The sequence below is a fragment of the Streptomyces sp. NPDC096339 genome (assembly GCF_044762985.1).
Classification (GTDB): Bacteria; Actinomycetota; Actinomycetes; order Streptomycetales; family Streptomycetaceae; genus Streptomyces.
Genome location: NZ_JBIWFI010000045.1, coordinates 31,689 through 55,583, shown reverse-complemented (window position 1 = coordinate 55,583; position 23,895 = coordinate 31,689). Strand labels below are relative to the sequence as shown.

The window sequence follows — 23,895 nt, the reverse complement described above, 5'->3', positions numbered from 1 at the left end:
CCGTTGCGGGAGGCTCGGCCCCCGGACCCCCGCGCCTCGGACGCCGGCGGGGCTGAGTTTGCCGCCGCGCGGCGCTCCCCTCATCTGGTGAGGACCGAGAGGTCCTGTGTGGCGCCCGGGACCGAGACCGTGGAGTGGTCGTCCGAGAAGGCCTGGACGGTGAACATCGCGATGCCCTCGTGCGGCAGCGACAGGGTGCGGGCCGCGTGCACGGGGCCGCCCGAGAGGGTCTCGACGGTCAGGGCGTAGGCGCCCTTGCCGCCCGCCGGGGCCAGGGCGACGGTCTGCGTGGTGCCGGCCTTGACGGTGACCTCCTTGGAGGCGGGCTCGCCCCCGCCGGTGCCCGGCGAGGCCGTGACCTTGACCTTGGCGTCGGCGCCCGGGGCCGTCAGGGACAGCAGGGTCGTGTTCTCCTCGGGCCGGTTGTCGGCCAGCGTCGCCCGTGTCCCGACCGGGCCGGCGGCCGGTACGAAGCCCAGTTCCTGCTTGGCGCCGGTGCCGCGGACCACGCGGACCGCGGCGACCACCGGGGCGGTCTTCTTGGGGTCCGCCGGGGTCAGCAGCAGCGAGCCGGGCTCGCCCCGGGTGACGTCCGCCAGGTCGGCGGTGGCGGTCATGCCCGCCTTGACGTGCAGCTGCTCGTTGCCCGCCGGGCTGATGGCGCCGCCCGGGGCGGCGAGGCGCAGCTTGAGGTCCGCGTCCTGCTCGCCGGGTACGAACGCGACGAGCCGTACGGACGTGGCGTCCGCGGGGATGCCCGGCAGCACCAGGGAGCCCGCCGGGTCGGTGGAGGCCGGCAGCCAGTCGGCTCCGACGCCCTCCTCGGCGACCTGCACGGTGGCGCCGACGCGGCCCGCCCGGGTGGTGACGTGGGCGGTGGCGTCCGCGAGCTGGATGCCGGGGACGAGGGTGGCGAGGGAGACGGTCCTGCTGGACTTGGGGTCGACCCGGATGCTCTCGCCGACGCCCGCGTCGGACTTGGCGAGCCCGTCCGGGCCGAACAGCTTGATGTCGACGGTGGCGGCCGCGTCGTCCGGGTTGACGAGGTGGACGAAGTCCTCGCGGCCCTTGGCCGTGCTGACCGCGGGGAACCAGAAGTCGGTTCCGGGCGCCGTGCAGGCGGTTCCGAGGACGCCGCGGGCCCGGCCGACCGAGACCTTGGTGGTCAGCTGCGCCGTCCAGCCGGGGGCGAGGGCGCCCTCGGCGCTGCCCGTCAGCGCGGGTGCCTCCGCCCCGGTGGCGGTGGCCCCGACGGGCTTGCCGGGCTCCTTGGACTCCAGTACGGGCTTGGCGTCCTTGGTGGCGCCGAGCAGCCGGGCCACGCCCTTGCCGTCTCCGGAGGCCTTGGCGGCGGCCGGGGTGAAGGCGGTGTAGGTGGTGTCGGCGATGTCGGAGGAGCTCGGCGCCGGGCACACCAGCAGGGAGCGTTCGACCGGCATCCGGGCGGCGGCGGCCGCCGTCTTGCCGTCGGCGGGCTTCGCGCCGGGGTCGGGCGCGGTGAGGGAGGCGATGCCGGTGAGGGCCGCGAGGGCCGCGGTCACGGCCGCGAGCGTCAGGGGTGCGCGCTGCTTCACTGCTGGTGGCTCCCGTCGGGACGCGGGTCGTGCTGTGCGTGGGGGTCGTGCTGCCGGAAGGCGTCGAAGGGCTCGTACGGCTGCTCGTACTGGGGGTACTGCTGCGGGTACGGGTCCTCGTAGGCCTGCTGGGGCTGCGGGTGCTGCTGGTCGTACGCCGGGTAGGGCTCGTACGGCTGCTGCTGCGACTGCGACTGGTCGTACGTGTAGCCGCTCTGGTCGCCGTACGTCTGGTACGCGTACGCGTCCTCGCCGTACGCCGGCTGCGCGGGGATCTCCGCGTACGGGTCGGCGACGGCCGCCGCCTCCACCGGGGCGGGCGCCTGCTCGGCCTCCGCGCGCAGGCGGCGGGCACGGCGGCCCTCGCCCGCGGACTCGGCGGCGGGGGCCTCCTCCTCCGGCAGGTCGTCGTCGAGGCTGGCCCGGCGCCCGGGCAGCGCCATCACCAGGAGCAGCAGCGCGAGCAGGCCCTGCGCCCAGTGCCAGGCGGTCCGTACGAACGAGGCCTCGTGGACGAGGTCGAGGCGGCCGCCCGCGGCGGGGAGCTCGAAGCCCTGTGCCCAGCCGTCGACGGTCTTGGTCTTGAGGGGCTTGCCGTCGAGGGTGGCCCGCCAGCCCGCGTCGGCGCGGTCGGCGATGCGCAGCACGCGGCCCGTCTCGCCGGCGGGGATCTTGGTGCCGTGGATCTCGACGGGGCCCGCCGCGACCGGGATCGGGGCCTCGCCCTGCTTGGCCGAGACGATGACGGCGCGGGGCAGCCAGGGCTCGACGCCCCACAGCGCGGTGCCGTCCTGCTGGTGGCGGCGGCTGAGGCCCGGGGTGGCGTCGAGGACGCGGCGGATCTCCTCGGGGCCGCCGGGGCGGAACATGACGAAGCGGATGGCGTAGGCGCTGAGCTGGCTTGACTGGTCGGCGCCGGAGCCGGCCACGAGGTTGGAGACGACCTTGTCGAGGCGGCGGTCGCCGCCGCTCGCGCTGGTGATCTCGGCGTCGCCGAGCCGTCCGCCGGGGCCGCGCACGAGGCTGTAGGAGACGCCCTTGGCGGCGTCGAGGCCGAGGACCAGCGTGCGGGTCTGGTTGTCGTCCCCGCCGGCGTCGGCGACGAAGGCCGGGACCTGCACCGGGTCGCGGCGCTCCAGCGGGCCGTCGGCGCCCGCGACCATCCAGGTGGCCGCGGCGAACAGCGGGCCCGCGGCGGCCGCGAGCGCGATCAGCGCGGCCAGCGGCTGGCGCCAGCCGAAGCTGCGGGCGGCGACGCGTTCCCTGGCGCCGTCCGCGCCGACCGCTGCGGCGGCGAGGAGCCCGAGGCCGTACACGAGGGTGGCCGGTCCGGCCCAGGCGCCGCGGTTGAGGAGGACGGCGAGGGCCAGGCCGGCCAGGGCTGCGGCCCAGGCGGCGCGGACGGCGAACCGCCGGTCGGTGCGCAGCAGGGCGGCGAGTGCGGCGAGGACGATGCCGATCAGGAGCAGGCCGGCGCCGGTACCGGGGCCGCCGGGGCTGATGCCGAGGAGGTCGAGGCCGCTCGCGGAGCCGGCTCCGTACGGAAGCCCGGCCTCGTCGAGGAGCCGGCCGGGGTGCAGGAACAGGGCCGGCGACCAGGGGGCGAGGACGAGGACCGGAACGGCGAGGGCGGCGAGCAGCCGCGGTCCGTACGTCTTCCACTGCGCCCGGCGCCGTACCAGCGCGGCGACGCCGAGGACGGCGGCGAGCGGCCAGACGACGGGGGTGAAGGCGGTGGCCAGCGTCAGGAGGAGGGTGTACGTCCACACCGCGCGCCAGGTGCCGCGCCGCTCGGGGTCCTCGGTCTTGTCGGAGGCCCCGCCGAGCGCGAAGGCGGATACGGCGGAGCGGGCGATGAGCGGCAGCAGGACGGCGAGCAGGGCGGTGCCGAGGCGGCCGCCGGCGAGGGCTCCGGTGACGGCGGGCAGGAAGGCGTAGGCGACTGCGGCCCAGGCGCGCAGCAGCCGGGATTCGACGAGCGGCCGGGAGGCGAAGTAGGCGGTGAGCCCGGCCAGCGGGACGGAACCGACGAGCAGCAGGGTCAGGGCGGCCTGGGTGGATCCGAACAGCAGGGTGGCGAGGCCGCCGAGGACGGCGAGGTAGGGGGGCGCCGAGGCGGTGGTGCCGGTCCCCACGGGCTGCCAGCCGGCGGTGTAGGCCCGCCAGAGGTCGGCGCCGCCGTCGGGGGCGGGCAGCAGGGCGCCGCCCATCAGGGAGCCGCCGCCGATCAGGGCGCGGCAGGCGGCGAGGGAGACGAGCAGGAGGACGGCGAAGAGGGCGGGGGCGGGGTTGCGGGCGATCCGCTTGAGGCGCGCGAACCGCTCCTCGGCCACCGGGTAGTCGCCGTCCTCTCCGGGGGCGGTCAGGATGCTGCCGCCGCCGTGCCGGCCGGCGGGGACGGAGTCGGAGCCGCGGGCGTCGCCGAAGTAGCCGGCGAGCTGTTCGGCGTTGGCCCGCAGGGAGGCGCCGGGCGGCGGGAAGAGGGGGCGCAGTTCGGCCGCGGGGACCACGGGGCGGCGGCGGCGCGCCCGCGCGGCGAGGATCCGGCCGGGGCGCAGCAGGGTGGCGAGGAGGCCGGTGATCTCGTCGACGGCCTGTCCGGGGGCCTTGCCGATGAGGTAGGCGAGGGTCCGCAGGACGGTGCCGAGGAGCACGCGGAGCAGGACGTACGGCAGGGCGCGGCCGGAGCTGTTGGCGAGGATCGTGTAGACGGCGCCGGCCTTGTCGACGCGGTGCGGGCTGGTCGCGCTGCGGCCGGCGCAGTCGACGGTGCGGCGTTCGCGGGCGGAGGCCTCGGCGTGGCGCATGATCGCGTCGGGGGCGACGAGGACGGTGTGGCCGGCGCTCTGGGCGCGCCAGCACAGGTCGACGTCGTCGCGCATGAGGGGCAGGCGGCGGTCGAAGCCCCCGAGGTCGTCGTAGACGTCGCGGCGTACGAGCATGCCGGCGGTGGAGACGGAGAGGACGGGGCGGACCTGGTCGTGCTGGCCCTGGTCCTGTTCGCGACGGTCGAGTCCGGTCCAGCGGCGGCCGCTGCGGGCGATGCTGACGCCGGCTTCGAGCAGCTGCTTCTTGTCGTACCAGCCGCGCAGCTTGGGGCCGATGACGGCGGCTTCGGGGTTCTCGTCGGCGACGCGCAGCAGTTCGGCGAGGGCGTCCGGTTCGGGGGCGCTGTCGTCGTGGAGCAGCCAGAGCCATTGGACGGGCTCGCCGTGCGGGAGTTCGGGGAGGTCGTAGTTGTCGTCGCGCCAGGTGCGGCTGACGGGGTCCCAGCCGCTGGGGCGCTTGAGGTAGGGCAGGTCCTCGGGGGTGAGGGTGCCGGCGGTGCGGGCGGATTCGTCGACGGCGGCGCCGAATCCGGTGCGGCGGGCGAGGTGCAGGACGCGGTCGTCGCCGAAGGCTTCGGTGAGGAGCCGCGCGGACTCGTCGGCGCTGCCGGTGTCGGCGGCGACGTGGTTCTGCGCGGGACGTTCCTGGCCGAGCAGGCCGGCGAGGGTCCGGGGCAGCCAGCGGGCGCCGTCGTGGGCGACGAGGACCGCGGTGACGACGTGCCGGGGGAACTCGGGGGTGGCGGGGGCCTGGTGGGAGGCCGCCGACTGGCTGTGCAGGGACATCGCGGTACGGGCCCTCCGGCCGGGGGTCCGGGGGTGGTGTGCCCTCGGAGGCTGCTGGACAGCGCCCCACCCTAACGGCTGGCAAAGCGACGGTCCGCCTCCTGCGGGGAAGGTGCGGGAGGCGGACCGTGTGCGGTGCTCTTGCCGTGCCGGGTGCCGTGTCGGCCGTGCGACCGATATGCCCTGCGGTACGTCGTGCGATACGCGTGCGATATGTCGGGTGATGCGTGGAAGGTGCCGGTCGGGCGGCGCTTCCGGGCCCGGGAACCGGCGGTCGGGCCGGTGGTCGGACCAGTGGGTCGGGCGGCCGGTCGAACGGATGGCCGGACGGCTAGACGGCGGCCTTTTTCAGACGGCGCCGCTCACGCTCGGACAGACCGCCCCAGATGCCGAATCGCTCGTCGTTGGCGAGGGCGTACTCAAGGCATTCGGAGCGGACCTCGCAGGCCAGGCAGACCTTCTTGGCCTCGCGGGTGGAGCCGCCCTTCTCGGGAAAGAAGGACTCGGGGTCGGTCTGGGCGCACAACGCGCGCTCCTGCCATCCGAGCTCCTCGTCCGCCTCCTCGACCAGCAGTTCCTGAAACAGCTCGGTCATGTGCGCCCCTCGCTCTGTTTGTGCGTCCCCGTGGTCATGTCGTCACTCATCGCTACGTAACGACACGAGTGAAATTACAAGTGCGGTGCTCCGGGGCAGTCAAGCCGAGATCTGCTATTGGGCCCCTTATTCACTCTGCGGAACCAAGCGTATGCAGAAAGTGTTCATATCGCCAAAAATCGTGACACATGCCACAGGCGTCACGCGATGCCCGTCTTCACCCGGAATCGACGTGTCACTCAGCGGTGTGGTTGCGATCCGGCCAAAGAAGCGGCGTAGATCACAGTCCGATCACGAGATCGCGCATCCTGGTTTAGACGCACCGGATTTGGGCCCGGCACAGCGCCACATCCCCTGCCGTCGAGTGCACAAACCTTTCTCCGCACACAGTAACCGGATGAGGTGAAACTTTTGCCCCATTCCGGACATTGGGTTGACAGTCCGACCTCTGACCCGTTCTCCTTGTTCGCATGTCAGCGCCCGCAGCCACCACCCGGACCCCCATTCGTGGGTTCCTGTGCGCTGCCCAGGTTCGCTGTTGCTGTTGCAGCTGTTGATGCCCCAGGAGCGTCCGCTCCCCTTGGGCTCCGGCCACCCCCACAGCGACCGCCAGCACCACTGACATCCGTCGAGGACTTCCCCCACGATGAACAGCACCGCCACCACCAACAGCCCCGCGGCCACCGTCGAGAGCGACCTCCAGATCGCCGGCGACATCCTCGCCGTCCAGCACCTCCTCCAGCCCGCCCGCGAACACCCGACCACCGTCGCCGAGTTCGTCGGCCTCGCCCGCTCCATCGCCGAGGACCGCGGCTCCTGGGAACACCTCGTCCAGTACGACGCCACCACGCGCTGGTACCACCGACTGCGCACCGGCCCCGGCTACGAGGTCTGGCTCCTGAGCTGGGTGCCCGGCCAGGGCAGCGGCCTGCACGACCACGGCGCCTCCTCCGGAGTACTGACCGTCCTGGAGGGCGAGCTCACCGAGCACACCACCCGCGGCACGCTCACCCACGGCCCCGGCGCGCAGCGCGTCCTCGCCCCCGGCCAGGCCCACGAGGTCGTCAACGACACCCTCGACGGCGCGGTCAGCCTGCACGTCTACTTCCCCGGCCTCACCGAGATGCCGATGCACCACTGCTCCCCCGCGGAAACCGAGTCCGTACCCGCCTGACCTCGGCGGGCCTGACAGACTGCGGTGCATGCGCATTGTTGTTCTGGCCGGCGGTATAGGCGGCGCCCGGTTCCTCCGCGGACTCAAGTCGGCAGTCCCCGACGCGGACATCACGGTCATCGGCAACACCGGTGACGACATTCACCTGTTCGGGCTCAAGGTGTGCCCCGATCTGGACACGGTGATGTACACCCTCGGCGGTGGCATCAACGAGAGCCAGGGCTGGGGCCGTACCGACGAGTCCTTCACCGTCAAGGAGGAACTCGCGGCGTACGGGGTCGGACCCACCTGGTTCGGCCTCGGCGACCGCGACTTCGCCACGCACATCGTCCGCACGCAGATGATCGGCGCCGGCTACCCCCTGAGCGCCGTCACCGAGGCCCTCTGCGACCGCTGGCAGCCCGGGGTGCGACTGCTGCCCATGAGCGACGACCGGGTCGAGACCCACGTCGCGATCACCGACGCCGAAACGGGCGAGCGCCGCGTCATCCACTTCCAGGAGTACTGGGTCCGGCTGCGCGCCTCGGTGGACGCGGAGGCCGTCGTCCCCGTCGGGGCCGACCAGGCCAAGCCCGCGCCCGGCGTGCTGGAGGCCATCGCCTCCGCCGACGTGATCCTCTTCCCGCCCTCCAACCCGGTGGTCTCGGTCGGCACGATCCTCGCCGTCCCCGGCATCCGGGAGGCCGTGGCCTCCGCCCCCGCCCCCGTCGTGGGCCTCTCCCCCATCGTCGGGGGCGCGCCCGTGCGCGGGATGGCCGACAAGGTGCTGGCCGCGGTGGGCGTCGAGTCCACGGCCGCCGCCGTCGCCCTGCACTACGGGACCGGGCTGCTCGACGGCTGGCTCGTGGACTCCGCCGACGCGGACGCGGTCGCCGAGGTGGAGGCCGCCGGGATCACCTGCCGCGCGGTGCCGCTGATGATGACCGACCTGGCGGCCACCGCGGAGATGGCCCGCGCCGCGCTGGAGCTGGCCGAGGCCTCCCGGTGACGGGCCCCTCGTACGAGGTCCGCGCCGTCGCCGGGATCCCGGAGGTCCGGCCCGGTGACGACCTGGCGAAGCTGATCACGACGGCCGCCCCCGACCTGCGGGACGGGGACGTCCTGCTGGTCACCTCGAAGATCGTCTCCAAGGCCGAGGGCCGCGTCGTGGAGGCCGACTCCCGCGAGGCGGCGATCGACGCGGAGACCGTACGGGTCGTGGCGCGCCGCGGCCCCCTGCGCATCGTCGAGAACCGGCAGGGCCTGGTGATGGCCGCTGCCGGGGTCGACGCCTCCAACACCGCCCCCGGAACGGTGCTGCTGCTCCCCGAGGACCCGGACGCCTCGGCCGCCGCGATCCGCGCGGGCGTCCGCGACGCCCTGTCCGTGGACGTGGGCGTCATCGTGACGGACACCTTCGGGCGGCCGTGGCGGACCGGGCTGACGGACGTCGCGATCGGCTCGGCCGGCGTACGCGTCCTCGACGACCTGCGCGGCGGGACGGACTCCCACGGCAATCCGCTGAGCGCGACGATAGTGGCCACGGCGGACGAGCTGGCCGCGGCGGGCGACCTGGTCAAGGGCAAGTCTGCCGGCCTCCCGGTGGCCGTCGTGCGCGGACTGGGCCACGTCCTGGGCGAGGACTCGACGGCCCGGGACCTGGTGCGGGTCCCCGCCGACGACATGTTCCGCCTGGGTACCTCGGAGGCGGTACGGGAGGCCGTGACCCAGCGCCGTACGGTACGGGCCTTCACCGCCGAGCCGGTGGACCCGGGCGCGGTCCGCCGCGCGGTGGCCGCGGCGGTGACGGCCCCGGCCCCGCACCACACCACGCCGTGGCGCTTCGTACTGCTGGAGTCGGAGCGGTCCCGGACCGAGCTCCTCGACGCCATGCGGGACGCGTGGATCGCGGACCTGCGCCGGGACGGCAAGTCGCAGGAGTCCATCGCCAAGCGCGTCCGGCGCGGGGACGTCCTGCGCAAGGCCCCCTACCTGGTGGTTCCGTGCCTGGTGACGGACGGCGCGCACGACTACGGGCACGCGCGGCGGGACGCCGCCGAGCGGGAGATGTTCGTCGTCGCGATGGGCGCGGGCGTGCAGAACCTGCTGGTCGCGCTGGCCGGGGAGCGGCTGGGATCGGCGTGGGTGTCCTCGACGATGTTCTGCCGGGACGTGGTGCGCAAGGTACTGGGGCTGCCGCAGGACTGGGACCCGATGGGAGCGGTGGCCGTCGGCCACCCCGCCGCGGCTCCGGCCGAGCGGGCCGAGCGGGACCCGGAGGACTTCATCGAGGTCCGCTGAGCCCCCGGACAGGCCCTAAAGCCGCCCGATGTCCCCGCGGGGCATCCGGGGGGTACGGCGGGGCGGGGTGTGCCCTGCGAGGAGGATCAGGCGGGCGGCGCGGTGGCGCTGGCCCGCGTACGGGGCGAGGAGCTCCAGCATGACGGCGTCGTCGGCGTCGCGGTCGCCCGCGAGGGCGTAGCCCACGATGCCGGGCAGGTGGAGGTCACCGGTGGTGACGGCGTCCGGGTCGCCGTTGCTGCGCTGGAGCGTCTCGGCGGAGGTCCACGGGCCGATGCCGGGGACGGCCTCCAGCCGGGCCGTTGCCCGCGGGAGCTCCATGGCGGCGGCCTCCTCCAGGCGGGGCGCGACGCGGACGGCGCGCAGGATCGTCGAGGAGCGCTTCGCGTCGACCCCGGCCTTGTGCCAGTCCCAGGAGGGGATCTTGGCCCAGGTGGGGGCGGTGGGCATGACGTACAGGTCCAGCGCCCGCACCGGCTCCGGGCCGGGGGCGGGCTCGCCGTACTGCCGTACGAGGCGGCGCCAGGCGCGGTAGGCCTCGTCGGTGGTGACCTTCTGTTCCAGGATCACCGGGATCAGCGACTCCAGGACCATCCCGGTGCGGGTCAGGCGCAGGCCGGGGCGGCGGCGGTGACTGGCGTGCACGAGGCGGTGGCGGGGGACGAAGGCGGCCGGGTCGTCGCCGGCGCCGAGGAGGGCGGGCAGCTGCTCGATCATCCAGTCGGCGCCGGGCCCCCAGGCCTCGGCGTGGATCGCACTCCCCGCTGCCGCGACCCTGAGGGTGGCCGGGCCCTGGGGGGTCTGGGAGGCCTTCCACACGGAGCCGTCGGGTGTGGTGCGGAAGGTGGGGTCGGCGGGGCCGCGCCTGAGGGGGCCGAGGGTGAGGCCGAGGTCCACGGGTCCCTCGGGCGTCCACACCCGGGCCTTGGCGGCCCCGGACCCCACCGCTCGGCCCTGCCCTGCGGGGACGTGGGTGCGGCCGCCGCGGACTGCGGTGCGGGTGAGGGGGTCGAAGCGGCCGGCCATGCCTCTGAGCGTAGCCCCCGCCCCACCACTCCCGACCGCCACCGGCACGTCGGGGCGCCCCCGTGGCCCCGTACCGTCCCGCCGGGGTGTCCCCGCGCCCCCGTGCTCCCGCGCCGTCGGGGTCGGGTGTGCGGTGGGGCGCCCCCGCAGGGCGTCGAACGCACCCCGCTTCCCCTCTTCACCCCCTCGAACCGTTCGACGCCCGAGGAGGTGCCCCGCCGCGCGCCCGACCCCGACGGCCCCTCACGTGCGGGCCACCCCCGGGGTACCGCTGCGCGGAGCACTCCCCTACCCGCCCTTCCGCCCCCAGCTACCGCTGGGAGGTGCCCCCTGTTCCCCGGGGCTCCGCCCCGGACCCCGCGCCTCAAACGCCGGCGAGGCTGGATATGCCAGCGGGGCTGAAAGGGCTCGGGCAGGCCGGCACCATCCAGCCTCGCCGGCGTTTGAGGCGCGGGGGTTCGGGGGCGGAGCCCCCGCAGCGGCGCCGACGCCCGACCGACCGCCGGGGGCTACGGGCGGCCCTGGAGTTTGGCCGAGGTGGTGCGGGTCGGGGGGAGTTGGTCGTACAGCCGCTTGCCCGGGCATTCCGTGGCGAAGCCGTCGCGGTGGCCCGAGATGACGTTGAGCTTGACCGACTGGCCCTTCGGGAAGCGGTTGCCGCCGCCCGACTTCAGGGTCGTCTTCGCCCGCGGGTCCGCGCCGAAGAGGCCCAGCTTCCAGGCCGTGAGGCGGGACACCGCGTCGAGGGCGGCCTTCGGCGGGTTCGTGGAGGTGAACGTGCCGATGACGGCGATGCCCATGCTGTCGGTGTTGAAGCCCATGGTGTGCGCGCCCATCACCGGCTTGGAGACCCCGCCCGCACGGCCCTCGTACACCGTGCCGCACTTGTCGACGGCGAAGTTGTAGCCGATGTCGCGCCAGCCGCTGCTGACCACGTGGTAGCGGTACAGGCTGCGCAGCACCGCCGGGGCGTCCTTGCAGTCGTAGTTGTTGCCGGAGGCGCTGTGGTGGACGAAGGCCGCCTTGACCGTGTTCGTGTAGACGAAGCCGGGCTCGCGCAGGCTCTCGTCCGCGCCCCACCCCTTGCGGGTGACGATGCGCGGGCGCGGGCCGATGTAGGGGGCGGCGGCCTCGGAGAGGTCGCCGTCGCTCGCGAAGACCGCGTCGGCCGTGGAGTCGGCCTTGTCGAGGGCGGTGATCTCGTTCGCGCCGAGCGGGGCGTGCGGGACGTTCGCGGCGGAGGACTCGGCCATCTCCATCGTCATGCCCGGCACCACCACCTCGCCCTTGTCGTCGCCGACGGGGCGGCCGTTCTTGCCGTCGGGTCCGGTGCCGGGTGCGGACCGGCCCGGGTCGACCAGTTCGATGCGCAGGCCGGACGGCAGCCGGCCGCCGGGCGCGCGGGTGGCGGCCCCGGCGCCCGGTTCCGCCTGGACGCGGACCTCCACGCCGTCGGACTCGCCGACCCACAGGGGGGCGGTGGCGCCGCGGACGCGGCCGGAGCCGCGTTCCACCGCGTCGGGGTCGGCGGCGTGTTCGCCGTTGTGGGTCTCGACGTCCTGCCAGTCGGACCAGGCCGCGGTGGCCGTGGACCGGGTGCGGACCTGGACCCGGCCGTGGAGCTGGGTGGTGACGTCGTCCCAGACGACGCCGACCAGCGAGAACGTCTTGACGTCGCGTGCGGCCAGGCCACGGGTCTCGGGGAGGCGGGGCGAGGCGCTCATGCCGGGGACACCGGGGCCGCGGTCCGCGGTGCCCGGCCCGGTGGGGGCGAGCGGCAGCGACTGGGTGGACCCGGCGGGGGTCACGGGTGCGGCGGCCGCGTCCGGGGACACGGCCGCCAGGGCTGGGGTGGGGAGCACGAGGGGCAGGGCCAGGGCGGCTGCCGTCGCGACGCCGATCGAGGAAGCAAGGAATCCACGCATGGAAAGGATGGTGGGCACGCTCACCGTGCGGCGCCATCCGAGAACTGACGCACCGTCCGATGCGGCCCGTGGTGCCTCTCCCCCGTACGGTGGATCAAGTGACGGCCGTACGGGGGACGGGCCCGCGTACGCTTCGGTGCGTGAACTCCACTGACCGCACCCCTGCCGACCTGCTGCGATCCGCGCTCGCCGCCGATCCGGGCCGCCCGCTCGTCACGTTCTACGACGACGCCACGGGCGAGCGCGTCGAATTGTCCGTGGCCACCTTCGCCAATTGGGTGGCCAAGACCTCGAATCTGCTCCAGGGCGACCTGGGCGCCGAGCCCGGTGACCGCCTCGCGCTGCTGCTCCCGGCGCACTGGCAGAGCGCCGTGTGGCTGCTGGCCTGCGCGTCGGTCGGAGTCGTCGCCGAGGTGGGCGGGGACCCGGCCGGCGCGGATCTCGTCGTGAGCGGGCCCGACTCCCTGGAGGAGGCACGGGCCTGTTCCGGCGAGCGCGTGGCGCTGGCGCTGCGGCCGCTGGGCGGAAGGTTCCCGCAGCCGCCGGCCGGGTTCGCCGACTACGCGGTGGAGGTGCCGGGGCAGGGCGACCGGTTCGCGCCGTTCGCCCCCGTCGACGCGGACGGCCCGGGGCTGGTGGTCGGCGGTGAGGAGCTCTCGTACGCGGAGCTGACCGCGCGGGCCCGCGAGGACGCGGTGAAGCTCGGCCTCGGCGCGGGTTCGCGGGTGCTGACCGGGCTCGGCTACGACACCTGGGAGGGGTTGTCGGCCGGGCTGTACGCGGCGCTGGCCTCGGGCGGGTCCGTGGTGCTGTGCCGGAACCTGGACCGGCTGTCGCCGGAGGCGCTCGCCCAGCGGGTGGAGAGCGAACGCGTCACCCACACGCTCTGAGCCGTCACCCGCACGGCGGGACGGCGGCGCCGGGCGATCTGTCACCCACATGGCCCTAGACACGCCCCTGCCCCCAGGCTGCTCCGGCGGCCCGGGGGCAGGATCGGCAGTGGCCGTGCTCACCCGTACGGCTGGTTGTCGCAACGGCGAGGGGACGGACGCCCGTGACGGACAGCGCAGGCATACCGGGCGGCGGGACGGGAGCGTCCGGAGACGACCCGAGGACCCGTCGGGACCGGGGCCAGGACCAGGGCTCGGGCGAGGGCGCGGGCCGGCAGCCCGGCCGCGGCCACGGCCCGGGCCACGGCCGCGGCCGCAGGCGCCGGCTGCTGCGCTGGGCCGGTCTCGGGGTGGCGCTGCTGGTGCTGGCGGGAACGGCCACCGGCTGGTGGCTCTACAACAAGCTCGACGGGAACATAACCGAGGACACGTCGGCGGCGGCGGAGCTGGAGCGCTACGAGCGCGAACGCCCGGCGCACCTCACGACCGGCTCCCAGAACATCCTGCTGATCGGCTCCGACTCGCGCTCGGGCAAGGCCAACGCCCGCTACGGACAGGACCGGGGCACCCAGCGCTCGGACACCACGATCCTGCTGCACCTGCCGGCGGACCGGAAGAGCGCGACCGCGGTGTCGATACCCCGGGACCTGATGACGGACATCCCCGCCTGCCTCCAGGCGGACGGCACCCGAACCAGTGAGCGGTTCGCCCAGTTCAACTGGGCCTTCCAGTGGGGCGGGGCCGCCTGCACGGTCCGTACGGTGGAGAACCTCACCGGGATCCGCATCGACCACCACATGGTGATCGACTTCGGCGGGTTCAAGCAGATGGTCGATGCCATCGGCGGGGTGGAGGTCTGCCTCAAGCGCCCGATGGACGACGCCGAGGCCCATCTGAAGCTGCCCGCCGGGCGGCAGACCCTGCGGGGCGAGGAGGCGCTCGGCTACGTCAGGGCCCGGTACAGCCTGGGCAACGGCAGCGACACGGAACGGATGGAGCGCCAGCAGCAGTTCCTCGGCTCGCTGGTCAAGAAGGTGCAGAGCAACGGGGTCCTGCTCAATCCGGCCCGGCTGTACCCGCTGCTGGACGCGGCGACCTCCTCGGTGACCACGGACCCGGGGCTGGCCTCGCTGCGCGGACTGTACGAACTGGTACGGGGCGTACGGGACATACCGACCGATCAGGTCAAGTTCCTGACCGTGCCCCGCCGTCCGTACGCCGCCGATCCGAACCGGGACGAACTCGTCCGGGCGGACGCCGACCGGCTGTTCCAGCAGTTGCGCACGGACGAGCCGGTGACGATCACCCCGCCGAAGCCCGAGACCGAGACCACCGGCGACGAGGTGGGGGACGAAACCGGCACCGGGGACGGGATCGAGCCCACGCAGACCGCCGAAAGCGGGTCTTCCACGGGCCGGGTCCGCGAGGGAACCGAAGCCACGCCCACGCCCGCCCCCACCTTCACGGGGACGACGGCGGGCACCGCCGACTGCCGGTAAAGCAATCCCAAAGCCGGGGACCGAACCGAGCGGGATGGGGGTTTCGCCCCGTTATAAGGCCAGTGGAATTCATCACCGGCATGGTTTGCAGTCGAATCCGACGGATAAGGTGAGCGATCCGGTGCCCCGGCCGGACCAGAGGTCGGGCACCTGCAGCCGGACGTTGACCGGGCGCCTTGGGGGAGGCGCCTCGCGAGGCACCGACGGAGGATTCGAGCAACCGTGGATGCGCAAAGCCGTGGGCGGGCCGACGAGATCGACCCCGCAGACCAGTGGGTACTGAACCCCCGCACCGGCCACTACGAGCTGCGATCGGGTGACTCCGCAGCGCAGCAGAGGCCCAGAGTCGCCGCACCACGCAGATCCCGCTCGGCCCCCTCGCGCCCCGAGCCCGCGACCTCCCCTTCCGTACCCCAGCCCCGGCGCGGTGACGCTCCCCCCGGGGGCCGTCGCGGCGGGCGCTCCCGCAGGGGCGGCGGCGGCGGAGGCGGCGGACGCCGCAAGAAGGCCCTGCTCATCACCAGCGCGACGCTGGCGCTGCTGCTGGTCGGCGGCGCCACGGCGGGCTACCTCTACTACGACCACCTCAACGGCAACCTCAACGTCACCACCATCGTGGGCGGCACGGGCGGCTTCAAGAAGGACCAGGCGATCAACATCCTGGTCATCGGCACCGACAAGCGCAGCGGCGCCGGCAACGAGGGCTACGGGGACAAGGACAGCGTCGGCCACGCCGACACCACGATCCTGTTCCACATCGCCAAGGACCGCAGCAACGCCACCGCGCTGTCCATCCCGCGCGACCTGATCACCGACATCCCGAACTGCCCGACGAAGCAGCCCGACGGGACGACGAAGGAGATCCGCGGCACGAAGGGCACGCGCTTCAACACCAGCCTGGGCCAGGAGGGTCGCGACGCGGGCTGCACGATGCGCACGGTGACGGAGCTCACCGGCATCGAGGTCGACAACTTCATGATGGTCGACTTCAACGCCGTGAAGACGCTGAGCACGGCGGTCGGCGGGGTGCCCGTGTGCCTGGACAAGGCCGTCGACGACAAGGACTCCAAGCTGAAGCTCGACAAGGGCGAGCACCGGCTGCAGGGCGAGGACGCGCTGGCCTTCGTACGGACCCGGCACGCCTTCGGCAACGAGAGCGACCTGGACCGGATCAAGACCCAGCAGCAGTTCCTCGGCTCGATGATGCGCGAGATGAAGTCGAAGGAAACGCTGACCAGCCCGAAGAAGTTCTTCTCCCTCGCGGAGGCGGCCACCAAGTCGCTGACCGTGGACCAGGGTCTGGGATCCATCAAGAAACTCACCGACCTCGCGGGCGAGTTGAAGGACATAGACCTCAAGAACATCACCTTCACCACCCTGCCCGTGCTGGACAACCCCGCCGAGAAGGTCAAGGCGACCGTCGTGGTCAATCGGGCACTGGCCGACCCTCTGTTGCAGATGATCCGGGGAGACGTCTCGCTCACGGAGGTCGAGAAGCAGGAGAAGGCCTCCAAGCAGGCCGCCGACGCGCAGGCGAAGGCCAAGCAGGACGCGCTCCTGCAAGGGAACCGGTCGCCCGCCGGCGACATCAGAGTGGTTGTGTACAACGGAAGCGGAACCAAGGGCGCGGCGTCCACGACGCTCACCTGGCTGCAGAACACCAAGGGCGTGCTCAAGACGAGCAGCGGGGGCAACGCGCCCGCGAAGGTCGGTGCCACGCAACTGGAGTACGCCCCCAACCAGGCCGACCAGGCCCGGGCGTTGGCGGACATGATGGGGCTGCCCGCCACGGCGATGAAGATGGGCACCACCGACGCTGCGGCCAGGACGCCGATGAAGCTGACGCTCGGGTCGGACTTCCAGCAGCCGGGCGCCCCGCTGGCGCCGGCCGCCCCGCAGCAGTTGCCGGAAGACGTACAGCAGGCACAGGCCGACAAGGCAGTCTGCGCCAAATAACGGGCCGTAGCCGGTCATACCGGCACAATGCCGAGTAATCAGGATTCTTCTAGGGGGAACACGTGAGGCGTAGCAGCGTGCGGGGGGAGGGGGCGACCGCCCAGTCCGCCGGTGACATATCCGGCGGCGGGGCGAGCTCGTCCGGCACGGTGCCCCCACCACGGGGCGGCTCGCGCAGGAGCCGGCGCGCGGACGGCGGCCGCGGCTCCAGGCGGGGTCGCCGACGCGTGCTGCGCTGGGCGTCCTCCGTGCTGGCCTTCCTCATACTCGGGACGGCGGCGGCCGGATACCTGTACTACCGCCACCTCAACGGCAGCATCAGGACGGATGCGCTGAACCTCGGCGAGAACAAGCTGGGCGGCTCCAAGCCCAACGCCTTCGGGCAGACCCCGCTGAACATCCTCCTCATCGGCTCGGACGCCCGCAACGACGAGGCGAACCAGGCGCTCGGCGGGGCCACGGAAACCTTCGACGGCCCGCCCCTCGCGGACGTGCAGATGCTGCTGCACCTGTCCGCGGACCGCAGCAACATGTCGGTGGTCTCGATGCCGCGCGACACCCTGCTGATGATGCCCAAGTGCACCGAGCCGAACGGCAAGGTGCACCCGGCCAGCACCCGGCTCGTCCAGACGAACGAGTCCCTCAACCGCGGCGGCCCGGGCTGCACCGTCGCCGCTTGGACCGAGCTGACGAAGATACCCATCGATCACTTCATGATGATCGACTTCAAGGGCGTGGTCTCGATGGCCGATGCCATCGGCGGCGTCCCGGTCTGCGTCGAGCAGAACGTCCACTCCCGGACCCGTGACGGCAAGGGCTCCGGCCTGAAACTGCCGAAGGGCACGACGAGGATCCAGGGCGAGCAGGCCCTGCAGTGGATGCGCACCCGCTACGGGTTCGAGGACGGCACCGACATCGGCCGCACCCACGCGCAGCACCAGTACATGAGCTCGCTGTCCCGCGAGTTCCGCAAGAACGCCAAGCTCAGCAACCCGGTGATGCTCAACAGCCTGGCGCAGGCCGCGATCAAGGCCATGGTCGTCGACCCCGGCCTGAACAAGATCGACCGGCTGTACGACCTGAGCATGGAACTCAAGAAGGTTCCGCCGAACCGGATCACCATGACCACCATGCCGTGGGTGTACAGCACCCGCGAGGAGGGCCGGGTCGAGCCCGAACCGGGTGCGGCCGAGGCCGTGTTCAAGATGGTCCGCGAGGACGTACCGCTCGACTTCAAGGGCTCCGGTGACCCCGCGGCCGCCGGCACCTCCCCCTCGCCGGGCGCCTCCGCGCCGCCGTCGTCCCCCGCGTCCCCGAGCACGGCCCCGGCCTCGGCACCGGCGAAGATCTCGATCTTCGTCCGCAACGCCACCAGCGGCAAGGACGGTGCCCAGGCCAAGGTGAGGAGCCGGGCGAGCGAGGTCGCCTCGCTGATGATCCGCAAGGGATTCACCAAGACCTCCTCGGAGACCACGGCCACGGCCGGGGGCGAGGACACCACCGTGGTCCGTTTCGCCGACGACGCGCAGGCGGCCGACGCCGCGGTCGTCGCCACGGCGCTGGGCCTGCCGGCCTCCTCGGTGCTGAAGTCCGACGAGGTCTCCGGGATCACCCTGTACGTCGGCAAGGACTGGCGGACCGGTGACGCCCCGGCCCCGCCGGCGCCGGCCCCGACCTCGCTGCCGACCTCGGCCCACGCCCTCAACGGCGACAACGAGGGCGCCTGCATGGCGATCCAGCCCGGCTTCACCTGGTAGCCCGTACACATGGAGGAGGGGGCCCGGTGCTGTCGCACCGGGCCCCCTCCTCGCGTGTACGGACCGCGTCTCAGACCTGCGAGGAGTCCCGCCGGACCGCCGGACGGCGGCTCGCGATGACCTTGTTCGCCAGCGCGCGCGGGCTCGTCAGGAAGCCGAAGCCCCAGCTCAGGTGCATCGTCGCCAGGGCCACGGGGATCTGCGCCCGGGCCTTCGGCGACAGGCCCTTGCCCGCCGGGATCGAGCCCGCGACGATCGCCGCGAGGTAGCCGGCCGGGAGGACGAAGCCCAGGGGGTTGACCGCCACGCCCACGACCACGCCCGCGGCCAGCGCGCAGACCAGGGTGGGCGGGGCCAGGTAGCGCGGGTTGATGGAGCCCGCGTGGTACCGGGCCACCACGTGGCGCCAGCGCCCGTAGTCCTTGTACTGCTTGGCCAGTGCCTTGACGGTGCGCCGCGGGCGGTACTGGACCTTCAGTTCCGGGGAGAACCAGATCAGGCCGCCGGCCTCGCGGATGCGGAAGTTCAGCTCCCAGTCCTGGGCGCGGATGAACTCCTCGTTGTATCCGCCCTGCTGCTCCAGCGCCTCACGGCGGAAGACACCCAGATAGACGGTCTCGGCGGGGCCGGCCTGGCCGCCCGTGTGGAACGGCGCGTTGCCCACGCCGATCTTCGAGGTCATCGCCGCCGCGACGGCGTCTTCCCAGGCGTTCTGGCCCTCGGCGTGCATGATGCCGCCGACGTTCTGCGCACCGGTCTCCTCCAGGAGGCGGACCGCGGTGGCGATGTAGTTCGGCGAGAGCATGCCGTGGCCGTCGACGCGTACCACGATCGGGTGACGCGAGGCCTTGATGGCGGCGTTGAGCGCCGCCGGGGTCCGTCCGGTGGGGTTGGGAACGGTGTGGACGCGGGGATCCTCGGCGACGAGTTCGGCGGCGATCTCGTCGGTGCGGTCCGTGGACGGCCCGAGGGCGATCACCACCTCCATCTCGCCCGCGTACTCCTGTTCCAGGATGTGGCGGACGGAATCGCGGAGGTAGTGCTCCTCGTCGAGCACCGGCATGATCACCGAGACTGCGGGCTGCTGGGCGGGCATGTCGTCCTTCAAGGTCGGGTATCTGTGTCACGTTACCGCGTACGGGGGAACCGGGTGCGCGCCGAGTGAGCGGTACGGACAGACGCTGATCGTATGGGCCTACTGTTCTGCCGAATCAGCCGAAGCTTCGACGCCCTTGCCGACCGTTCCCCTGCTGCCTCGCGGAGGTGTCCCCCGTGCCCCACCCGCACCGTCCCCCCCGTCCAGCCGGGCCGCGCCCGGCGCAGCGCGCACGGCGCCGGGGCGACGACCGGCCCCGGTGGGGGGTGCGGATCGCGGCCGGGCTGGCGGTGGTCGTCCTGGGCTCCGGGGCCGTCGGGCACGCCGTGATGACCGGCCTGGACACCGGGATCGAGCGCGTGGACCCGTTCAAGGACATGAAGAACCGCCCGCAGGCCGGGCACGGCCTGAACTTCCTGCTGGTGGGCACCGACGGCCGGGAGAAGATCACCCCCGAGGAGAAGCGCGAGTACCACCTCGGCGGGGCGCCCTGCCACTGCACGGACACGATCATGCTCGTGCACCTCTCGGCCGACCGGGAACGGGCCAGCGTGATCAGCCTGCCCCGCGACAGCTACGCGGAGGTGCCCGCGCACCGGGACCTCAACAGCGGCAAGGACCACAAGGCCCACCCCGTGAAGCTGAACGCCGCCTACGCGGAGGGCGGCCCCCAGCTGACCGTGCGGACCGTCGAGGCCATGACCCGGGTGAAGATCGACCACTACCTGGAGGTCGACTTCACCAGCTTCATGAAGACCGTCGACGCGATGGGCGGGGTGGAGATCTGCACCGCCAAGACCATGCGCGACCCGAACACCGGCCTGGAGCTGCTCCCCGGCACCCACCGGCTCACCGGCGGACAGGCCCTTCAGTACGTGCGCTCGCGCCATGTGGACGGGGCCTCCGACCTCGGCCGGATGCAGCGTCAGCAGCGGTTCATCGCCGCCCTGATCAAACAGGCCACCGGCGGCGGGGTGCTGCTGAACCCGGTGAAGTTCAAGGAGGTCAGCTCCACGCTGCTCGGCTCCGTCCGGGCCGACAAGGGCTTCGGCTCGGAGCAGATGCTCGCGCTCGGCCAGGCGATGCGGGACTTCACCCCCTCCTCCTCGGAGTTCGCCTCGGTGCCGATCGGTGACGCCTCCTTCCCCGTCAAGGGCATCGGCTCCACCGTGAAGTGGGACGAACCGAAGGCGGCCAAGCTCTTCGAGGCGCTGCGCGAGGACCGGGCCCTGGCTCCCGCCCGGCCGGGGAAGACCGCCGCCGCGGCGGCCAGGCCGGCGGCGGTGCCGGTGGACGTGCCGCCGCAGCAGGTCCGGGTGCAGGTGGAGAACGGGAGCCGGATCGACGGGCTGGGCGGCCGGGTCGACGCCGCGCTGCGCGCCACCGGCTTCGACACCACCGGGACCCCGGCCAACGGCGCCGGCCGCGAGGTCCGGCGCACGGTGGTCACGTACGACCCTCGCTGGGACCGCTCCGCCCGGTCGGTCTCGGCGGCACTGCCCGGCAGCGAGCTGCGGGCAGTGCCGGGCCAGGGCCGGACGGTGCTGGTCATCGCGGGCGCGGACTACAGCAAGGTGGTCCCGGTGCGGGCGGAGGACCCCTACCAGGGCGGCACGGCCGGGGTGGTCACCGGGGACCAGGTGGTCTGCGGGAGGTAGGCCCACCGGGCCCACCGGGCCCACCGGGCCCACCGGACCCACTGGACCCACCGGGCCTATCGGACCCGCTCCACCAGCGTCACCTGGAGGTTGCCGACCTTCGTCTTCTGCACCGCCTTGAAGTGCTTCTCCAACGCGGCGGCCTGCTCCTGCGGGAGCTTGTGGTACGGGTTCTGGGTGCCGCTCCAGGTGACCACCCACACCCGCTGGGTGGTGCCGAGGCACTTCTCCGGCTGCTCGCACTCCACCGGGAAGAGGTCGTCGTTCGCCACGGCCGTGCGCTCCGCGAACACGTCGCGGAGCTTGACCCTCGGCGGCAGGAAGTACTCGACCTGGAAATCGGTCATGAACACGCTGTCGGCGCCCCTGACCGGCACGAAGCCGTCACCGGGCCGGTAGCCCTTGGTGATGAGCTCCGCGGCCTTCTGGCCCTCGCGACCGGACTTGACCGTCTCCGTACGGAGCTGGCGCTGGTCGGGGAGGCCGAGGAGGATCACCGCGGCGAGGCCGGCCACGCCGAGCGGCCGGGGCCGCAGGGCCGCCAGACCGGCGGCGGCGAGCACCACCCAGGCGGGCATGGTGAAGAGCAGGTAGCGGTCCATGAAGTACGAGGTGGCGCCCTGCGAGACGACCCAGGCGGCCGCGATCGGGACCGCGCCGACCAGCAGCAGCTCGACGGCGGGCCGGCGGCCGCGGCTCCACGCTAGGGGGAGCAGCGCGAGCGCGACGACGGCGAGTGCGATCAGCGGGGAGCCGAAGAGGGCGTTCCAGAGGTCCGCGATGCCGCGCAGGTGCGGGGTCTTGATCCAGCTGATCTGGCGGGTCACCTGGCGCTGGCCCAGCAGCACCAGCGGGACCACCGGGACCAGGGCGACGGCGACCGTCACCGCGAAGGCCACCACGGTGCGCCCGCGCCGGTCCTGCCACCAGCGCCACAGCACGACCAGTGCGTGGGGCAGCAGGAACAGCAGCGAGACGATGTGGAACAGCCCGGCGACCGCCACCGCGAGGGCGTACGGCGCCCAGCGGCGCGCGGTCGGCCGGTCCAGGGCCCGCAGCAGCAGCCAGGTCGCGGCGGCCGCCGCGAGCACGGCGAAGGAGTACGAGCGGGCCTCCTGGCCGTAGCGGGTGACCGTCGGGAGCAGGGCGAAGAACAGGCCCGCGAAGACGGCGGTGCGGCGGTCGAAGGCCCTACGGGCGGTCAGTACGACGAAGGCGGCCGCGCCCGCCACGGCGAACGCGGACGGCATCCTCAGCATCATGGCGGAGTCGCCGAAGAGGGAGACCCAGCCGTGGAGGAGCAGGTAGTAGAGGCCGGAGACGGCGTCAACGTGGCCCAGCATGGCTATGAGGTCGCCGGTGCTGCGTATCGCGGCGTTCCAGCTGGCCAGCTCGTCGCGCCACAGCTGCGGGTTGCCGCTGCCGGCGACGGCCACGAGGAAGGTCAGCACGGCGGCCCAGAGCCAGTCGGGCACACGGGCGGGGCGGCGTTCCCGGTCTGCTCGGTCGGAGGACCGCTCGGGTGCGGGACGGCCGGTCGAGGCGGGGACGGTACTGGTGCTCATCGTGCGGGACCCGCCGTTTCCATCGTCTTCCGTTCTTCGTTCGCGGCGCGTCGGCGCACCGGCGGGTCGGCTTTCGGCAGGTGGAGACCGGGGGCGTCGAGCATGCGCTTCATGAGGGCCGACAGCGGCCGCTCCGCGTACCGGTGCACGATCCAGGACAGCAGGAGTACGGCGGCGAGCGTGCCGAGCAGCGTCACTCCGATGCCCATGCCGTGGTTGCGGGCCCAGCGGATCAACGCGAAGCCGATCTCCTGGTGCAGCAGGTACACGGGGTAGGTGAGCGCGCCGGCGACGGTGAGCCACTTCCACTGGATCCGGTCGAAGGCGCCCATCGCCACGGCGAGCACCACGCCGAAGGCCAGGAGGGAGAAGCCCGCCATGACGTACCAGCTCAGCGTGTGCATGACGCCGTACTCGTAGCTGTCCTTCGTACCGAGCAGCTGGTTCTGGGCCACCAGCCAGGAGAACCCGACGATGCCCAGGAGCAGCCAGTTCACTCCGAACCGGTAGATCAGGAACATCGCCACACCGGCGATGAAGTAGGGCGCGTACTCGGGCATCACGAACGTCTTCAGCAGCTCGACGTCCGACTTGGCGGCGATGGCCGCGAAGAACATCCAGATCCCGCAGAAAACCAGGACCCGGCGGTAGGTCAGACCCATGGCCACGACGACCGCGAACAGCAGGTAGAAGCGGAGTTCGACCCAGAGGGTCCAGTAGACGGGGTCCACCTCGGAGACACCCAGCGGCTGCTGAAGCATCGTCAGGTTGGTGAGCACGTCGGTCACGCTGAGATGGGCGCGGTGGCGTGCGGTGGCCGCGTACTTCAACACGAGCGCCGTGAGGATGATCGCGACCCAGTAGGCGGGGAAGAGCCGCACGACGCGCGAGGTGAAGTACTGCCGGGGTGTCTTGCCCCAGCAGGACATGCAGATGACGAAGCCGCTGATCAGGAAGAACAGTTCCACGCCGAGGAAGCCGTACGCGGTGAACCGGTGCAGTTCCGGCATCAGCTTCCGGGGGACGCCTTCCCAGACGTCGGGCCCTCGGTTGACGCCCGTCCAGTGGAAGGCCACCACCATGAGCGCGGCCACCAGGCGCAGTCCGTCCAGGGCCCGGAGCCGCGGGCGGCGGACGCCGCCCGACTCGACCGGTGCCGGCGCGGGCTCCGACGGCCCCGGCGCAGTGCCCTCTGGAGACCGGTGAGGCTGGATGACCGTCGACATAGAGGAATTTCTCCGCAGCAGAGCCGGTTCACGGACCACGTCGCTCCACCCCACGAGCCG

Annotated in this window: 16 protein-coding genes; 8 read left to right on the top strand and 8 right to left on the bottom strand. The window is 72.9% G+C overall.

Features of this window, described 5'->3' with window-relative positions; genetic code table 11:
- Positions 1 to 80 precede the first annotated feature (80 nt).
- The 3 genes from ACIQ5Y_RS35740 to ACIQ5Y_RS35730 form a co-directional block, all read right to left on the bottom strand.
- Positions 81 to 1,574, bottom strand: coding sequence for a DUF5719 family protein (locus ACIQ5Y_RS35740; RefSeq protein WP_403890325.1), 1,494 nt, complete (start codon positions 1,572 to 1,574; stop codon positions 81 to 83).
- Positions 1,571 to 5,188, bottom strand: coding sequence for a glycosyltransferase (locus ACIQ5Y_RS35735; protein ID WP_403890322.1), 3,618 nt, complete (start codon positions 5,186 to 5,188; stop codon positions 1,571 to 1,573). The genes ACIQ5Y_RS35740 and ACIQ5Y_RS35735 overlap by 4 nt, the downstream gene beginning before the upstream one ends.
- 331 nt (positions 5,189 to 5,519) lie before the next feature.
- On the bottom strand, positions 5,520 to 5,783 hold the full coding sequence (locus ACIQ5Y_RS35730; protein WP_003983763.1) for a WhiB family transcriptional regulator: 264 nt from the start codon (positions 5,781 to 5,783) through the stop codon (positions 5,520 to 5,522).
- A 646-nt stretch (positions 5,784 to 6,429) separates the two neighbouring features.
- Between ACIQ5Y_RS35730 and ACIQ5Y_RS35725 the strand changes: the two genes are divergently transcribed.
- Genes ACIQ5Y_RS35725 through ACIQ5Y_RS35715 form a run of 3 tightly spaced genes read left to right on the top strand, consistent with a single transcriptional unit; the run spans position 6,430 to position 9,237 of the window.
- Complete coding sequence (locus ACIQ5Y_RS35725) at positions 6,430 to 6,957, top strand: cysteine dioxygenase (protein ID WP_403890320.1); 528 nt, start codon at positions 6,430 to 6,432, stop codon at positions 6,955 to 6,957.
- Positions 6,958 to 6,985: 28 nt separating this feature from the next.
- Positions 6,986 to 7,945, top strand: coding sequence for a 2-phospho-L-lactate transferase (gene cofD, locus ACIQ5Y_RS35720; protein WP_403890318.1), 960 nt, complete (start codon positions 6,986 to 6,988; stop codon positions 7,943 to 7,945).
- Positions 7,942 to 9,237, top strand: coding sequence for a coenzyme F420-0:L-glutamate ligase (locus ACIQ5Y_RS35715; protein ID WP_403890315.1), 1,296 nt, complete (start codon positions 7,942 to 7,944; stop codon positions 9,235 to 9,237). The genes cofD and ACIQ5Y_RS35715 overlap by 4 nt, the downstream gene beginning before the upstream one ends.
- 15 nt (positions 9,238 to 9,252) lie before the next feature.
- On the opposite strand, the gene ACIQ5Y_RS35710 is transcribed toward ACIQ5Y_RS35715, so the two are convergent.
- Both ACIQ5Y_RS35710 and ACIQ5Y_RS35705 read right to left on the bottom strand, forming a co-directional pair.
- Positions 9,253 to 10,263, bottom strand: coding sequence for a DNA-3-methyladenine glycosylase family protein (locus ACIQ5Y_RS35710; RefSeq protein WP_403890313.1), 1,011 nt, complete (start codon positions 10,261 to 10,263; stop codon positions 9,253 to 9,255).
- A gap of 509 nt (positions 10,264 to 10,772) precedes the next feature.
- Positions 10,773 to 12,188 carry a peptidoglycan recognition protein gene (locus ACIQ5Y_RS35705; protein WP_403890310.1) on the bottom strand — a complete coding sequence of 472 codons (1,416 nt, stop codon included), beginning with the start codon at positions 12,186 to 12,188 and terminating at the stop codon, positions 10,773 to 10,775.
- Between the two features lie 140 nt (positions 12,189 to 12,328).
- On the opposite strand from ACIQ5Y_RS35705, the gene ACIQ5Y_RS35700 reads away from it, so the two are divergent.
- The 4 genes from ACIQ5Y_RS35700 (at position 12,329) to ACIQ5Y_RS35685 (ending at position 18,290) form a co-directional block, all read left to right on the top strand.
- The gene (locus ACIQ5Y_RS35700; protein ID WP_403890307.1) at positions 12,329 to 13,078 is read left to right on the top strand and encodes a TIGR03089 family protein; all 750 of its coding nucleotides are present in this window, start codon (positions 12,329 to 12,331) and stop codon (positions 13,076 to 13,078) included.
- A gap of 164 nt (positions 13,079 to 13,242) precedes the next feature.
- Complete coding sequence (locus ACIQ5Y_RS35695; protein WP_403890305.1) at positions 13,243 to 14,577, top strand: LCP family protein; 1,335 nt, start codon at positions 13,243 to 13,245, stop codon at positions 14,575 to 14,577.
- A 222-nt stretch (positions 14,578 to 14,799) separates the two neighbouring features.
- Positions 14,800 to 16,533 carry an LCP family protein gene (locus ACIQ5Y_RS35690; RefSeq protein WP_403890302.1) on the top strand — a complete coding sequence of 578 codons (1,734 nt, stop codon included), beginning with the start codon at positions 14,800 to 14,802 and terminating at the stop codon, positions 16,531 to 16,533.
- A gap of 62 nt (positions 16,534 to 16,595) precedes the next feature.
- Positions 16,596 to 18,290 carry an LCP family protein gene (locus tag ACIQ5Y_RS35685; RefSeq protein WP_403890300.1) on the top strand — a complete coding sequence of 565 codons (1,695 nt, stop codon included), beginning with the start codon at positions 16,596 to 16,598 and terminating at the stop codon, positions 18,288 to 18,290.
- A gap of 70 nt (positions 18,291 to 18,360) precedes the next feature.
- On the opposite strand, the gene ACIQ5Y_RS35680 is transcribed toward ACIQ5Y_RS35685, so the two are convergent.
- The gene (locus ACIQ5Y_RS35680; protein WP_403890297.1) at positions 18,361 to 19,386 is read right to left on the bottom strand and encodes a glycosyltransferase family 2 protein; all 1,026 of its coding nucleotides are present in this window, start codon (positions 19,384 to 19,386) and stop codon (positions 18,361 to 18,363) included.
- Positions 19,387 to 19,652: 266 nt separating this feature from the next.
- On the opposite strand from ACIQ5Y_RS35680, the gene ACIQ5Y_RS35675 reads away from it, so the two are divergent.
- Positions 19,653 to 21,044, top strand: a complete 1,392-nt coding sequence (locus ACIQ5Y_RS35675) for an LCP family protein (protein WP_403890294.1) — start codon at positions 19,653 to 19,655, stop codon at positions 21,042 to 21,044.
- A gap of 56 nt (positions 21,045 to 21,100) precedes the next feature.
- On the opposite strand, the gene ACIQ5Y_RS35670 is transcribed toward ACIQ5Y_RS35675, so the two are convergent.
- Together ACIQ5Y_RS35670 and ACIQ5Y_RS35665 are read right to left on the bottom strand one after the other, a co-directional pair.
- Positions 21,101 to 22,609, bottom strand: a complete 1,509-nt coding sequence (locus ACIQ5Y_RS35670) for a glycosyltransferase family 39 protein (RefSeq protein WP_403890291.1) — start codon at positions 22,607 to 22,609, stop codon at positions 21,101 to 21,103.
- Positions 22,606 to 23,835 carry an acyltransferase family protein gene (locus tag ACIQ5Y_RS35665; protein ID WP_403890288.1) on the bottom strand — a complete coding sequence of 410 codons (1,230 nt, stop codon included), beginning with the start codon at positions 23,833 to 23,835 and terminating at the stop codon, positions 22,606 to 22,608. The genes ACIQ5Y_RS35670 and ACIQ5Y_RS35665 overlap by 4 nt, the downstream gene beginning before the upstream one ends.
- Positions 23,836 to 23,895: the final 60 nt, after the last annotated feature.

Coding starts and splice junctions, on each gene's coding strand:
- cofD (WP_403890318.1), top strand. CDS start 6,986: ATGCGCATTGTTGTTCTGGCCGGCGGTATAGGCGGCGCCCGGTTCCTC.
- ACIQ5Y_RS35730 (WP_003983763.1), bottom strand. CDS start 5,783: ATGACCGAGCTGTTTCAGGAACTGCTGGTCGAGGAGGCGGACGAGGAG.
- ACIQ5Y_RS35680 (WP_403890297.1), bottom strand. CDS start 19,386: ATGCCCGCCCAGCAGCCCGCAGTCTCGGTGATCATGCCGGTGCTCGAC.
- ACIQ5Y_RS35710 (WP_403890313.1), bottom strand. CDS start 10,263: ATGGCCGGCCGCTTCGACCCCCTCACCCGCACCGCAGTCCGCGGCGGC.
- ACIQ5Y_RS35665 (WP_403890288.1), bottom strand. CDS start 23,835: ATGTCGACGGTCATCCAGCCTCACCGGTCTCCAGAGGGCACTGCGCCG.
- ACIQ5Y_RS35725 (WP_403890320.1), top strand. CDS start 6,430: ATGAACAGCACCGCCACCACCAACAGCCCCGCGGCCACCGTCGAGAGC.
- ACIQ5Y_RS35670 (WP_403890291.1), bottom strand. CDS start 22,609: ATGAGCACCAGTACCGTCCCCGCCTCGACCGGCCGTCCCGCACCCGAG.
- ACIQ5Y_RS35705 (WP_403890310.1), bottom strand. CDS start 12,188: ATGCGTGGATTCCTTGCTTCCTCGATCGGCGTCGCGACGGCAGCCGCC.
- ACIQ5Y_RS35735 (WP_403890322.1), bottom strand. CDS start 5,188: ATGTCCCTGCACAGCCAGTCGGCGGCCTCCCACCAGGCCCCCGCCACC.